Raw genomic sequence first — 12726 nt, forward strand, 5'->3', positions numbered from 1 at the left:
ACGAGCCGCCACAGTGATGGATGTGGTAGTCAGAAAGAAAATGCGGACACGCGCCGCTGACATGGCAGATTTCACGTCGAGATGGCCCGGATAGCGCGGCGCGGCGCATCCACCTGCCGGTTAATTGATCAAGGTGATTGACAAGCGGTAGCATTGCATTTACGGTGCGCATCGTACCATAATTAAAAGAAACATTCAGAGACAGGCTAGACGTGATCAAAAAAGAGGCACCGGTGCGTGGTCGCCCGCGCAAGGCGGGCGTGGAAGATGCGGTATTGGAAGCGATCGTCATGCTGGTGCGCCAGCATGGGCTCGATGCGGTGACGATACAGATGGTGGCCGACGTGGCCGGCGTGGGGCGCCAGACGATCTACCGGCGCTGGCCGCGGCGCGAAGACATGCTGCTCGACGCGCTAGTCAAGCGCACGGCGGAAAAGCTGCAGCGCGCGCTCGACATGCCGGACGGCCAGGAAATCGAGGCGATCTGCGCGCGCATCTTCGACAACCTGAACGCCGACGGCCGCTTCACCTGCGATTTATTGGTGCTGATCCACAATGATGCGGCGGCGCAACTGCGCTTTCGCGAGCAGATCGTCGCGCCGTGGATCACCCTCGTGGTGCAGCGCCTGGTCAACATCGGCGTGCGCGCCGACCTCGACCTGCGCCTGTTCGCCTTCATGCTGCAATCGGCGCTCGTGTACCAGATGCAACTGGGCGGCCAGCTCGACGATGCCCTGCAGGAGCGTTGCTGCCGCTTTATCCGCAGCATGTTGTAGCTCTGGATATAATCGTGGCGTCACCCTCTTCGCCACCACCAGAAAGCCAGCCCATGAGCCATGTATTTCCCGCCAGCCTGCAAGCGCCGCGCAGCCGTTTAAGCGGCAACGGTCCCGAACTGTCGCGCATCGTCGCCGGCATGTGGCGCATCGGCGAGTGGAATATGTCGGCGCAGCAGCGTCTGAGCTTCATCGAGCAATGCCTGGCGCTGGGCGTATCGAGTTTCGACCATGCCGATATCTATGGCGATTACAGCGCCGAAGGGCTGTTTGGCGAAGCGCTGGCCCTGCAGCCGGGCTTGCGCGACAAGATGGAACTGGTCAGCAAGTGCGGCATCAAGCTGCTCTCGCCGCACCGTCCCGGCCACGCCATCCAGCATTACGACACGAGCGCGGCGCACATCATCAGCTCCGTGGAACACAGCTTGCGCCAGTTGCAGACGGACAGGCTGGACTTGCTGCTGATCCACCGTCCCGACCCGCTGATGGATTTCGACGAGATCGCCGGCGCCTTCAGCCAATTGAAGCAAAATGGCAAGGTCTTGCACTTTGGCGTGTCGAACTTCAGCCGCCACCAGTTCGAATGCCTGCACCGGCGTTTCCCGCTGGTGACGAACCAGGTGGAATGCTCGCCGCTGCACGTGGCGCCCCTGTTCGACGAAACCTTCGACGGCTTGCAGGACGCGGGGGTGGCGCCGATGATCTGGTCGCCGCTGGCGGGCGGACGCCTGTTCCAGGGCGGCGACGCGAATGTGGAAAACTTGCGCAATGTCATCAAGCAGATCGCCGACCAGCTGCAGCGGCCGTTTGCCAGCGTGGTATTTGCGTGGATCATGCAATTGCCGTGCCGCCCCCTGCCGCTGACGGGCACGGGCCGCATCGAGGCCGTGGGCGTGGCCGTGGAAGGCACGCAGTTTACGCTCAGCCGCAGCGACTGGTTCGCCATCCTGCGCGCCGCGCGCGGGCACGAGGTGGCCTAGTCGATCTCGTCCGGGTCATTAAAAACCTGGGGTAAGGCAATACCGCGCCAACCCAGATGCCACGCCAGGTTGAGCAGCAGGGTGGCGGCGATGTAGACGGCGAAGAACAGCGCAAAGAAACTCGTCTTCAGCCACACCAGCAGGGCGATGGCAAGGATCAGCACCAGCAGCGCGGCCAGGCTTTTCTTTTGCTTGGAGCTGGGGAAACGCAAGGTCGACACCATCAGACTGCCCACGCCGACGAGCAGCAGCATCAGCAGATAGCTGTGCAGCATGGAATCGATGGGCGCCGGCCAGGCTACCACCACGGCCGCCACGCAAGCGGCCCCGGCCGTGATCGGCATGCCGACGAAATACAGGGGATCGGTACGCCCCACGTTCACATTGAAGCGCGCCAGGCGCATGGCCCCGCAGGCGACAAAGAAGAAGCTGGCCATGCCGCCAAAGCGCAGCAGCAGCGGATCGTGCACGCCCATCTGCACGAAGCCGTAGCAATACAACAGGACGGCCGGGGCGCAGCCGAAATTCATCACGTCGGCGATGGAATCGAGCTGCACGCCGAACTGCGAACTGGTCCCCGTCAGCCGGGCCACGTAGCCGTCGAGCGCGTCAAACACGCCGGCGAGCACCAGCAGCGCCGCCGCCAGACGGTAGGCATCCGCGTCGCCCACGGCGGCGTTGTCGACGGAAATGACGATGCTGGCAAAACCGCAGGCTATCGAAAGCAAAGTCACCATGCTGGGCAAGGCGTATTTGGCGCGCTGCAGGCGCGACTTGGGCAATGTGTTCAAATGTGTGGGCAATCAAAAAAAACGGAAGTAAGGCAATGCAGCGGCAAACGCTGCGCTGCGCCCATTCTACCCTGCGCGGCGGCGGCACCGTCCGCGCACGAGCACGACATATCTTTTCACGGATGCTCTACGCGTGATCAAAATACCTTAGAATCGTTTTACAGGACAGCACGCTGACCCCACCGCTGCCCGCCTACCTATACAGGAGTCGACTTGATTGCCTCGTCACTGCGTTGGAAATACTGGATACCTGCCCTGCTGAGCGCAGCCCTGCTGAGCGCCTGCGGCGGCGGCAGCGATAGCGGCAATACGTCGCTGAGCAACTCGACCCCGGCCGGGCAATTGACGCAGGAGCCGGGTGCTCCCGTCCTCAGCAACAATATTGCCACCGATGGCTTCAACTGGTTCAACTACCGGCGCAGCCAGATCGGCCTGTCGCCGCTGGTGCGCAATAGCCTGATCGACAGCGCGGCCCTCGGCCATTCCAGCTATCTCAATCTCAACAATACGGTGGCCCACGAGCAAGTGCAGGGCAAGCCCGGCTTTACGGGCGTCACACTGGGCGACCGCCTGGCCAAGGCCGGCTACGTCGTCACCTCGCTGCAGGGCGAAGTCATCGCCGGCGCCAGCAACACGTCCGGCTTTTACCTGGCCGAAGAACTGGTCACGGCGATCTATCACCGCTTCGTCATTTTCGAGCCGCTGTTCAAGGAAGCCGGCGCGGGCGCGGCCGTCAGCGGCGCGGGCTATGCATATTTCACCACCGACCTGGCCGGCAACCGCAGCTATGGCCCAGGGCTGGCGGCGGGACAGATCGTCACTTACCCCTACAGCGGACAGCAGAAGGTGGCCGTCAGTTTTTCCAGCAATAACGAATCGCCCGATCCCGTGCCGAACCAGGACGTGGTCGGCTACCCGATCAGCGTGCATGCCAACTACGGCACGCCCGTCAGCGTGACGGCGTTCAGCGTGCGCCAGCGCGGCGCCTCCGCGGACCTGGCCGTGCGCCTGCTCACCAGCGGCAACGATGTGCATACGCCCGTCTCGGCCGCATCCATCATCCCGCTGGCGGCCTTGAACGCGAACACCAGCTATGACGTGAGTTTCATCGGCAAAGTCAATGGCGCGGACGTCACGCAAAGCTGGTCATTCAGCACGCGCTAGGGCGACTCGCCTCGCCAAGCGGGCGCAGCATCGACGACGACTGGATGTAAAATAGCAGTTCCTGCTTTACAGCAATTGACAAGTTTTGGGGCGCTCTGCACAGCATGCTGAAACCACACGCCACTTGCGATGATGATGCCGCCGTTGCGGCATCCGACATGGTCCGTATTCTCGACGTCGAGAACGGACTGGGCCGCATCATGGGCGACCGCATCCTGTATCTGAAAATCCTGCGCCGCTTCCTGCATGACCATGGCACCACGCCGTGCCAGATCCGTGCCGAATTCGACACGGGCAACTACGCTTCCGCGCGCCTGAAGACGCATACCCTGAAAGGCGCCGCCGGCATGATCGGCGCGCGCCACGTACATGGCCTGGCGGCAACCCTGGAGTCGGCACTGCGTGCGCAGGCGCCCGACCTGGCCCAGCAGATGCAGCAGCTGGAACTGGCGCAGGATCAATTGCTCGGTGCCATCAGCAGCATGCTGGGCACGCCGGAGGCAACCCACACGGCGGCGCAGGACGTGGCGCCCGACCCGGCCGCGCCCGCCATCCAGCTGCTGCTGGCGCGCCTGGCCAGCCATCTGCGCGAAGGCGACGGCGCCGCCATCGACATCCTGGAAAACTCGGCCAGCCTGCTCGCCGCCAGCCTGGGCGTGAACGTTTACCAGGAAGTGGCCGCTGCCGCGCACGAGTTCGATTTCGACGGCGCCCTGGCGGCCCTGCTGCGGCGCCGCTAGCGCTCAGCGCGCTGCCGCTCAGCTGTTGAACTGCGCCTCTTCCGCATACGCCACGCAACAACTTTTGCAACAGAAACGGCGCACGGCATCGAGCGGCTTGTCGCAATACCAGCATGCACCTTTCGGCGGCAGCGCTGCGATCAATTGCGGCAGGGAAGGCAATGGCGGCGCCACCATCCCCCTGCTTTCCACGACTTCCGGCTGTTCGCTGTCCATGGCGCTTCCTTTCCTGGCGGCACTTCAAGGCCGCTCAGCAAGATTACGTCAGCGCAGTTTGGACTTCATGATAATTCTCAACGGGGCAGATGCTAGCTTGACTTTCGGTAGCTGCGCACCGCGTCATTGGCCTGCTCATCTATCATTTTTCGCCACTTCGGCTGCCCCGCATACTTGGCGGAGAGCCGCTTCCACTGCCGTTGCGCAAGCCCGCACGATTGCTCTATCGCTTGCGTGATCTCGCGCTGGCGTGCCTTGTCATTGTCATCCCATTCGCCGGCGAAATGCTCGCACATCTCGGCATTCTCGGCGAACTGCGCCACGTCTTTCGGCAGTTTTTCCTGTGCGCCAGCCAGCATGGGCAGGCAGGCGAACATGACGGCTAACACCAGCTTCATCGCATTCTCCTTATTTGCCGATGCAGAAACGGCTGAAGATCACGCCCAGCAGATCGTCAGGCGAAAACTCGCCCGTGATGCTCGACAGCTGCACCTGCGCCAGGCGCAGCTCTTCGGCGAACAAGTCCAGCGACTGGTCGTCCTGCGCCGCGTGCTGGGCGGCGATGTCCAGGTGCTTGCCGGCCGATTTCAAGGCGATCAGATGGCGTTCGCGCGCCAGGTACAGCGATTCGCCCGTCTGCTGCCAGCCGGCGATGCGCAAGAGCTCGGCTCGCAGCAGATCGATGCCGATGTGCTCGTGCGCCGACAGATACACGTGGGTGGCGTCCGGCATGCTGTCGACGCCGGGCTTGTGGCCGGACAGATCGATCTTGTTCCACACGCGCAGCACGGGCACGCCTTCCGGGAAGGCGGCGACGATGCTTTCATCGGCCAGCGTGGGGCCGTGGTCGGCGTCGAGCAAGTGCAAAATCACGTCCGCCTTGCCGATCTCGCCCCAGGTGCGTTCGATGCCGATGCGCTCGACGGCGTCGATGGTGTCGCCCGCGCTGCGGATGCCGGCCGTGTCGATGATATTGAGCGGAATGCCCTCGATCTGGATGGTTTCGCTGACCTTGTCGCGCGTGGTGCCGGCGATCGGCGTGACGATCGCCACGTCGGCGCCCGCCAGCGCATTCAACAAGGACGATTTACCGACATTCGGCTGGCCGGCCAGCACGACATTGAGGCCTTCGCGCAGCAGCGCGCCCTGCGCCGCCTGGGCAAACACTTTATGCAAGGCTTCGATGACGGCTTTCAATTGGCCGCGCGCGTTCGATTTTTCCAGGAAGTCGATCTCTTCTTCGGGGAAATCCAGGGTGGCCTCGACCAGCATCCTTAGACCCGTCACCTGTTCCACCAGCGCGTGGATGGTGTTCGAGAACGCGCCCGACAGCGATTGCGAGGCGGACTTGGCGGCCGCTTCCGTGGAAGCGTCGATCAGGTCGGCCACGGCTTCGGCTTGCGCCAGATCCAGCTTGTCATTCAAAAATGCGCGGCGCGTGAATTCGCCCGGTTCGGCCAGGCGCAAGCCGCTGTCCTTGCCCGCTTCGAGCACACGCGCCAGCAGCAACTGCAGCACGATGGGGCCGCCGTGGCCCTGCAATTCCAGCACGTCTTCGCCCGTGTAGGAATGCGGGCCCTTGAAGTGGATGGCGATGCCCTGGTCGATGATGGCGCCATCGGCATCCGTGAACGGCAGGTAGGTGGCGTGGCGCGGTTTCAACTGCTGCGCGCCGAACAGGGCCGTCATCAATGGAGCGAGGTTTTTGCCGGAGGCGCGTACCACGCCGATGCCGCCGCGTCCCGGTGCGGTGGCGATGGCGGCGATAGGGGAAGAGTCGAGTTTCATGGGGATATTGTAATAGGTACGGCAAGGGAAGGTGCGGCAACGTAGGTCGGCTTGGCGCGCAGTGCGCAGGCCGACGCAGCACACGCTGGCGATAGTGTCGGATTACGCGTGGCCTTGCCACGCTAATCCGACCTACAAGAATTAAAAAGCCCGCACTAGGCGGGCTTTTACTTCGCTACCCCTGCTTACACAGTGGACGGCGCGTATTTCTTGGTGATCACCCATTGCTGGCCGATCGACAGGACGTTGTTGACGACCCAGTAGAGTACCAGGCCCGACGGGAAGAAGAAGAACATCACCGAGAATGCCAACGGCATGAACAGCATCATCTTCGCTTGCATCGGATCGGCCGGGGCCGGGTTCAGCTTGGTCGTGATGTACATCGAGATCGCGTACAGCACCGGCAGGATGCACCATGGGTCATGCTGGGCCAGGTCGGTGATCCAGCCGATCCATGGCGCGCCGCGGATTTCCACGGACGCGTTCAGCACCCAGTACAGGGCGATAAAGACGGGCATCTGGATCAGGATCGGCAGGCAGCCGCCCAGCGGATTGATCTTCTCCGTCTTGTACAGCTCCATCGTGGCCTGGTTCATCTTTTGCGGATCGCCTTTGTAGCGCTCGCGGATCGCCTGCATCTTCGGCGTGACCAGTTTCATCTTGGCCATGCTGCGGTAGCCGGCGGCCGACAGCGGGAAGAACGCCAGCTTGATCAGGATCGTGAAGGCGATGATGGTCCAGCCCCAGTTGCCAAGCACGCTGTGGATGTGCTCCATGACCCAGAAGATCGGCTTGGCGATGATGGTCAGCCAGCCGTAATCCTTGACCAGTTCCAGGCCAGGGGAAACATTTTCCAGCAAGTGCGCGATTTGCGGCCCCGAGTACAGCTTGCTGTCCATGCTGGCCGAGGCGCCTGGCGCCAGGGTCGGCAATGGCAGCACGTTGCCGATGGCGTACAGATTGGTGCCGAGCTTTTTCGTGAAGATATCGCGCTTGGCGTTTTCAGGCGGAACGAAAGCCGACACAAAGAAGTGTTGCGAAATCGCAAACCAGCCGCCATTCGCCGTGGCCGGATGCAGGCCTTTCATGGCGTTGTCGTTGCCCTTCTTCTCGTCTTCCACGGCCGCTTTTTCGATTTTCTCGAACGTCAGCTTCTGGTACTTGTCTTGCGGCGTGTACAGGGTCGGACCCGTGAAGCTGCTGTTGAAGAACGAGTCGCCGACCGGCTTGTTGCCGTCATGCGTCAGTTGCAGATACAGCTGCGGCGTGACAGGGGCCGCGCCCACGTTGGCCACGTCGTGGCGCACGTCGATCACGTAGTCGCCGCGCTTGAAGGTAAACGTCTTGGTCAGCTTGACGCCGCCCTCGACCGCTTCCATCACCAGTTGCACTTGCTTGCCGTCACCGAGGGTGCGTACGCCCGGCTGCACGGTGAAACCGCTCGCGTGGGTAGGGAACGGACCGCCGACCAGGCCAGATTGCGCCAGGTAGGTGTGGTTCGCGCCTTCGTCGAACAGCACTTCGTTTTGCTTGCCTTCATCAGGCTGGCACCATTTGAACAGGCCGAAGCAGCCGCCGAACCAGCCCGGATTGCCCGCGCCCTTGAACTTCAGCAATTCCAGACGCTTGACCTGGCCGCCCAGGGTGTCGATATCGACCTTGATGACGTCGGTCGTGATGGTAATCACTTCGCGCTTGAACGCGGCGGGATCGGTCGCTTCGCCTGGCACGGCGGTCGCGCCGGCGGCAGCCAGGGCGGCCGTCTTGGCCGGGGTGACAGGCGCCTTGGCGGTTTGTTCCGTGTTCGCGGAGAACATCGACGGCTTGCCGTTCGAGATCATCCATTCGTTCCAGAGAATTACCAGCGAGACGGAAAACACGATCCACAGGATGGTACGTTTATTGATATCCATTAGGGTATTTGTCAGGAGTGGTTGCAACCGCAAGCGGTCGTTGAAGATTGTTTGCCATCGGCCGGCGGCACCGGGTCGTGGCCCCCTTCATTCCAGGGGTGGCAACGGCACAGGCGCTTGGCAGCCAGCAGGCTGCCCTTGGCCGTGCCGTGCACGCGCAGCGCTTCCATCGCGTAATGCGAACAGCTCGGATAGAAACGGCAATTCTGTCCCAGCATGGGGCTGATCAGCAACTGATAAGCGCGCAGCAGGAACAGCAGCAGGGTTTTCATGGCGCGGACGGTGGTGAGGCAGCAACAGCAGAGGCAGACGAGCGGGCCTGGGCGGCGATTTGCGCCGCGAACAGGCGGCGCAATTCTTCACGCAGCTCGGCTTTGAGCTTGGTCGTGGTGGCCGGGCCATCCTTGCTGTTGACGGCGCGCGACAAACGCACCACGCAATCGACCGGCGGCATCGCGCTGTTGCGAAACAGCTCGCGCGTGACGCGCTTGATCGTGTTGCGGGTCGCCGCGCGCGGCGCGAAACGCTTGGCCACAACGACGCCCAGCCGCGCATGCGGCAATTGATTGTGTCGGGTGTACAGCACAAAATGCGCTGTTTTTTGCGAAGGGCGCAAACGAAAAACGGATGAAAATTCATCCGTTTTAACGATACGCCGAAAGCGCGCGAAGTCGTGTGAACCTTCGCGTTGATTGCCGACTGGAGTACAGCTAGCCACGCGATCAGCTGTCAACGACAAGCCTAGACGGCCAGACGTTTGCGGCCCTTTGCGCGACGTGCGTTGAGCACATCACGGCCACCACGGGTAGCCATACGAGCGCGGAAGCCGTGCGTACGCTTGCGGCGAACGACGGAAGGTTGGTAAGTACGTTTCATGTTGGTCTCGCTAAAAACAAAAAAAATGCAAAATCGGGTCTGACGTCCCGTCAGTTTTTGGTGCCAATGACAATCGCGCACTTATGCCAAGGCACAAGCTGGCCAATCTCATCGCCCGCTTGAACGCGCACCAAATCGACTACGCGGAGCGATTTGCGGCCTCCGGTGCTCACTGTGCCTTCGCACAGTTGCGCGCCTCAGCCACAACTCATCACCGCTCGCTACGATTTGGTACTGCGTCGTTAATCCACGCTTAGTCCATATTGTCGTTCCAAATGAATAAACACGGAATACGGGCGGGGAACCCTGAATTATTCAGCATATGCCCCCCTCTTGTCAAGGATTGCCGTGATCGCCTGGAAATTTCCGCGCGGCTCCCCACCTGCGCCGCAGGCCGCGCCAGCACTGCCTGTGACGGGATAACCGGGGGATAAGTCGCTTCTTATACACATGGCGCCCCACCCCGCCACAGAAAAATAAGCGTCGTGCCTGTGGATAACTTTGTCAGTCGGGAGTAGAATAGCGCGTTACGTGTGGCGAGCCCTCGCGCGACGCCGGCCTTGCAACACGGTGACCGCAGGGCAGAATCGATACGCCCTCCCACACCTTTTCACATAGACATACATGGATAATTTCTGGCAGGCCTGTTCCGCGCAGTTGGAACTGGAGCTGACACCGCAACAATTCAGTGCGTGGATCAAACCGCTTATCCCTCTCGATTACGAAGAGGGCAAGCTGCGCATTGCTGCGCCCAATCGCTTCAAGCTCGATTGGGTCAAGACCCAGTTCGCCAGCCGCATCACCGCGCTGGCCATACAGTATTTCGAAGCGCCGACGGAAGTGCAGTTCGTGCTCGACCCGCGCCTGGCCTTGCCGAAGAAGCCCGTTGCCGCCAGCACCCCGGCCAGCGATCCGAATGGCGGCGCGCCCAGCGCGCGCCCGGCGGAGCCGCAGCCCAGCGTGCCGGAACTGAGCATCGGCGCCGCGCCGCGCCGCGAGCAGAGCCGCATCAACACCGACCTGACCTTCGACAGCTTCGTGACCGGTAAAGCCAACCAATTGGCGCGCGCCGCCGCCATCCAGGTGGCGAACAATCCGGGCGTGTCGTATAACCCGCTGTTCTTCTACGGCGGCGTCGGCCTTGGCAAGACCCACTTGATCCATGCCATCGGCAACCAGGTAATGGCCGACAACCCGGGCGCGAAAATCCGCTACATCCACGCGGAACAGTACGTTCGCGACGTAGTGACCGCTTACCAGCGCAAGGGTTTCGACGATTTCAAGCACTACTATCACTCGCTCGACATGCTGCTGATCGATGATATTCAGTTCTTTGGCGGCAAGAGCCGCACGCAGGAAGAGTTTTTCTATGCGTTCGAGGCATTAATTGCCGCGAAGAAACAGATCATCATCACCTCGGATACATATCCGAAGGAAATCACGGGCATGGACGACCGCCTGATTTCGCGCTTCGACTCTGGCCTGACGGTGGCCATCGAACCGCCGGAACTGGAAATGCGCGTGGCGATTCTGCTGAAAAAAGCCAAGCAGGAAGGCGTGACCTTCTCGGACGACGTGGCCTTCTTTGTCGCCAAGCATTTGCGCTCGAACGTGCGCGAGCTCGAAGGCGCGCTGCGCAAGATCCTCGCGTATTCGCGCTTCCATGGCAAGGACATCACCATCGATATCGTCAAGGAAGCCCTGAAGGACTTGCTGTCGGTGCAGAACCGCCAGATTTCCGTGGAAAACATCCAGAAAACGGTGGCCGACTTCTTCAATATCAAGGTGGCCGACATGTATTCGAAGCGCCGCCCCGCGAATATCGCCCGGCCGCGCCAGATCGCCATGTACCTGGCCAAGGAATTGACACAGAAGAGCCTGCCGGAAATCGGCGAGCTGTTCGGCGGCCGCGACCACACCACGGTGCTGCATGCCGTGCGCAAGATCGCGCTGGACCGCACCAAGAATCCGGAATGCAACCATGAATTGCATGTACTGGAGCAAACATTGAAAGGCTAAGAACGCCTGACCAAATCTACTGCGCGTCGCGATTCGCGGCCTCCGATGCTCACTGTGCTAAAGCACAGCTCCGCGTCTCGGCCACGACTCACTGCCGCTCGCTACGGTTTTGTCAGGCGTCGCAAGCACGACTGGGCAAGACTGGCTCAAAACGTGCTTTACCCTTATTATCTGGGAGGGCGCCGCAGCCGGTCTGTCGGGGCTCCCCATGGCAAGAATTGTTAAATTAATACGTTAAACGTCGTACTGTTCAACCTATACATTGAGGATAAATATGCAATTGGTCAAAACCACCCGAGATACCCTTCTCCGGCCACTGCAGATCGTGAGCGGTATTGTCGAGCGTCGGCACACTATGCCGATTCTGGCCAATATCCTCATCCGCAAAGACGGTGAAAATGTCTCCTTCCTGTCGACCGACACCGAAGTGCAGATCACCACGCACGCGGAAATCGGCTCCGGCGCGGACGTTACGGGCACCACCGTGGCCGCGCGCAAGCTGCTCGACATCCTGCGCGCCCTGCCCGAATCGGGCGACGTCACGATGACCCTGCTCAACAAGCGCCTGACCGTGCAAACGGGCAAATCGCGCTTCGCCCTGCAAACGCTGGCGGCGGAAGAGTTTCCAACCGTGCAACAAGCGGAAAGCTACAACGCGTCCGTCACCCTGCCGCAGAAAACGCTGAAGCACCTGTTCAACATGGTGCATTTCTCGATGGCGCAGCAAGACATCCGCTATTACCTGAACGGCTTGCTGCTGGTTCTGGATGGCAATAACGTCATCGCCGTGGCCACCGACGGCCACCGCCTGGCGTTTTGCCAGGTCGCCACCGAGCAGACGTTCGCGCGCCAGGAAGTGATTATTCCGCGCAAGACCATCATCGAACTGCAGCGCCTGCTGGAAGAGAACGATGAGCCGGTGCAACTGGACATCGCCGCCAACCAGGTGAAACTGACCTTTGCCGACATCGAGCTGATCTCGAAGCTGGTGGAAGGCAAATTCCCCGACTACACGCGCGTGATTCCAAAAGGCTACAAGAACGACTTCACCATCGGCCGCGATGAACTGCTGCGCTCGCTGCAACGTGCCGCCATCATGACCAGCGACAAGTTCAAGGGCGTGCGCTGCATCATCACCCCGGGCAGCATGAAGATCAGCTCGACCAATGCGGACCAGGAAGAGGCTGTCGAAGAGCTGGAAATCGACTACGGCGGCGACTCCGTCGACATCGGCTTCAACGTCACGTACCTGCTGGACGTGCTGAACAACCTGAAATGCGAGTACGTCAACATCGCGCTGGGCGACTCGAATTCGTCCGCCCTGATCTCCATCCCGGACAATGCCGACTTCAAGTACGTTGTCATGCCGATGCGGATATAAGAATACCTGGCGCCTCAAAGTAGGTCGGGTTAGCCGGAACGGCGTAACCCGATCTGCTGCCGTGGCATGTCGGATTACGCTG

General features: G+C 61.2%; 14 protein-coding genes. 6 read left to right on the forward strand and 8 right to left on the reverse strand.

From position 1 onward, the window contains the following. Positions 1–212: 212 nt before the first annotated feature. Together CBW66_RS22765 and CBW66_RS22770 are read left to right on the forward strand one after the other, a co-directional pair. Positions 213–776, forward strand: a complete 564-nt coding sequence (locus CBW66_RS22765; protein ID WP_205701160.1) for a TetR/AcrR family transcriptional regulator — start codon at positions 213–215, stop codon at positions 774–776. Positions 777–829: 53 nt separating this feature from the next. After that, positions 830–1756, forward strand: coding sequence for an aldo/keto reductase family oxidoreductase (locus tag CBW66_RS22770; RefSeq protein WP_139841716.1), 927 nt, complete (start codon positions 830–832; stop codon positions 1754–1756). On the opposite strand, the gene pssA is transcribed toward CBW66_RS22770, so the two are convergent. Continuing rightward, positions 1753–2493 carry a CDP-diacylglycerol--serine O-phosphatidyltransferase gene (gene pssA / locus CBW66_RS22775; RefSeq protein WP_227742191.1) on the reverse strand — a complete coding sequence of 247 codons (741 nt, stop codon included), beginning with the start codon at positions 2491–2493 and terminating at the stop codon, positions 1753–1755. The two genes, CBW66_RS22770 and pssA, sit on opposite strands and share 4 nt — an antisense overlap. Positions 2494–2760: 267 nt before the next feature. Here pssA and CBW66_RS22780 point away from each other — a divergent pair, with 267 nt between their 5' ends. Beyond that, the gene (locus CBW66_RS22780; protein ID WP_268992799.1) at positions 2761–3711 is read left to right on the forward strand and encodes a CAP domain-containing protein; all 951 of its coding nucleotides are present in this window, start codon (positions 2761–2763) and stop codon (positions 3709–3711) included. A gap of 104 nt (positions 3712–3815) precedes the next feature. Beyond that, positions 3816–4451, forward strand: coding sequence for an Hpt domain-containing protein (locus CBW66_RS22785; protein ID WP_086139355.1), 636 nt, complete (start codon positions 3816–3818; stop codon positions 4449–4451). A gap of 18 nt (positions 4452–4469) precedes the next feature. Here CBW66_RS22785 and CBW66_RS22790 read toward each other — a convergent pair whose 3' ends face one another. From CBW66_RS22790 to rpmH, 7 genes are all read right to left on the reverse strand, one after another. Continuing rightward, complete coding sequence (locus CBW66_RS22790; RefSeq protein ID WP_086139356.1) at positions 4470–4667, reverse strand: hypothetical protein; 198 nt, start codon at positions 4665–4667, stop codon at positions 4470–4472. A gap of 92 nt (positions 4668–4759) precedes the next feature. Further along, positions 4760–5065, reverse strand: coding sequence for a hypothetical protein (locus tag CBW66_RS22795; protein ID WP_086139357.1), 306 nt, complete (start codon positions 5063–5065; stop codon positions 4760–4762). Positions 5066–5075: 10 nt separating this feature from the next. Continuing rightward, a complete protein-coding gene (gene mnmE / locus CBW66_RS22800; RefSeq protein WP_086139358.1) occupies positions 5076–6455 on the reverse strand; it encodes a tRNA uridine-5-carboxymethylaminomethyl(34) synthesis GTPase MnmE in 1380 nt (459 codons plus the stop codon). A gap of 185 nt (positions 6456–6640) precedes the next feature. Continuing rightward, on the reverse strand, positions 6641–8368 hold the full coding sequence (gene yidC / locus CBW66_RS22805; RefSeq protein ID WP_086139359.1) for a membrane protein insertase YidC: 1728 nt from the start codon (positions 8366–8368) through the stop codon (positions 6641–6643). An 11-nt stretch (positions 8369–8379) separates the two neighbouring features. Further along, the gene (yidD, locus tag CBW66_RS22810; protein WP_086139360.1) at positions 8380–8640 is read right to left on the reverse strand and encodes a membrane protein insertion efficiency factor YidD; all 261 of its coding nucleotides are present in this window, start codon (positions 8638–8640) and stop codon (positions 8380–8382) included. Further along, a complete protein-coding gene (rnpA, locus tag CBW66_RS22815) occupies positions 8637–9101 on the reverse strand; it encodes a ribonuclease P protein component (protein ID WP_230492363.1) in 465 nt (154 codons plus the stop codon). The genes yidD and rnpA overlap by 4 nt, the downstream gene beginning before the upstream one ends. 8 nt (positions 9102–9109) lie before the next feature. Beyond that, positions 9110–9244, reverse strand: coding sequence for a 50S ribosomal protein L34 (gene rpmH / locus CBW66_RS22820; protein WP_010401996.1), 135 nt, complete (start codon positions 9242–9244; stop codon positions 9110–9112). 624 nt (positions 9245–9868) lie between these two features. Between rpmH and dnaA the strand changes: the two genes are divergently transcribed. Both dnaA and dnaN read left to right on the forward strand, forming a co-directional pair. Further along, a complete protein-coding gene (gene dnaA / locus CBW66_RS22825; protein WP_076569276.1) occupies positions 9869–11263 on the forward strand; it encodes a chromosomal replication initiator protein DnaA in 1395 nt (464 codons plus the stop codon). A 274-nt stretch (positions 11264–11537) separates the two neighbouring features. Further along, complete coding sequence (gene dnaN, locus CBW66_RS22830) at positions 11538–12644, forward strand: DNA polymerase III subunit beta (protein WP_034754341.1); 1107 nt, start codon at positions 11538–11540, stop codon at positions 12642–12644. Positions 12645–12726 lie beyond the last annotated feature (82 nt).

Origin of the sequence: Janthinobacterium sp. GW456P, from assembly GCF_002127655.1 — a bacterium.
GTDB lineage: Bacteria > Pseudomonadota > Gammaproteobacteria > Burkholderiales > Burkholderiaceae_D > Janthinobacterium.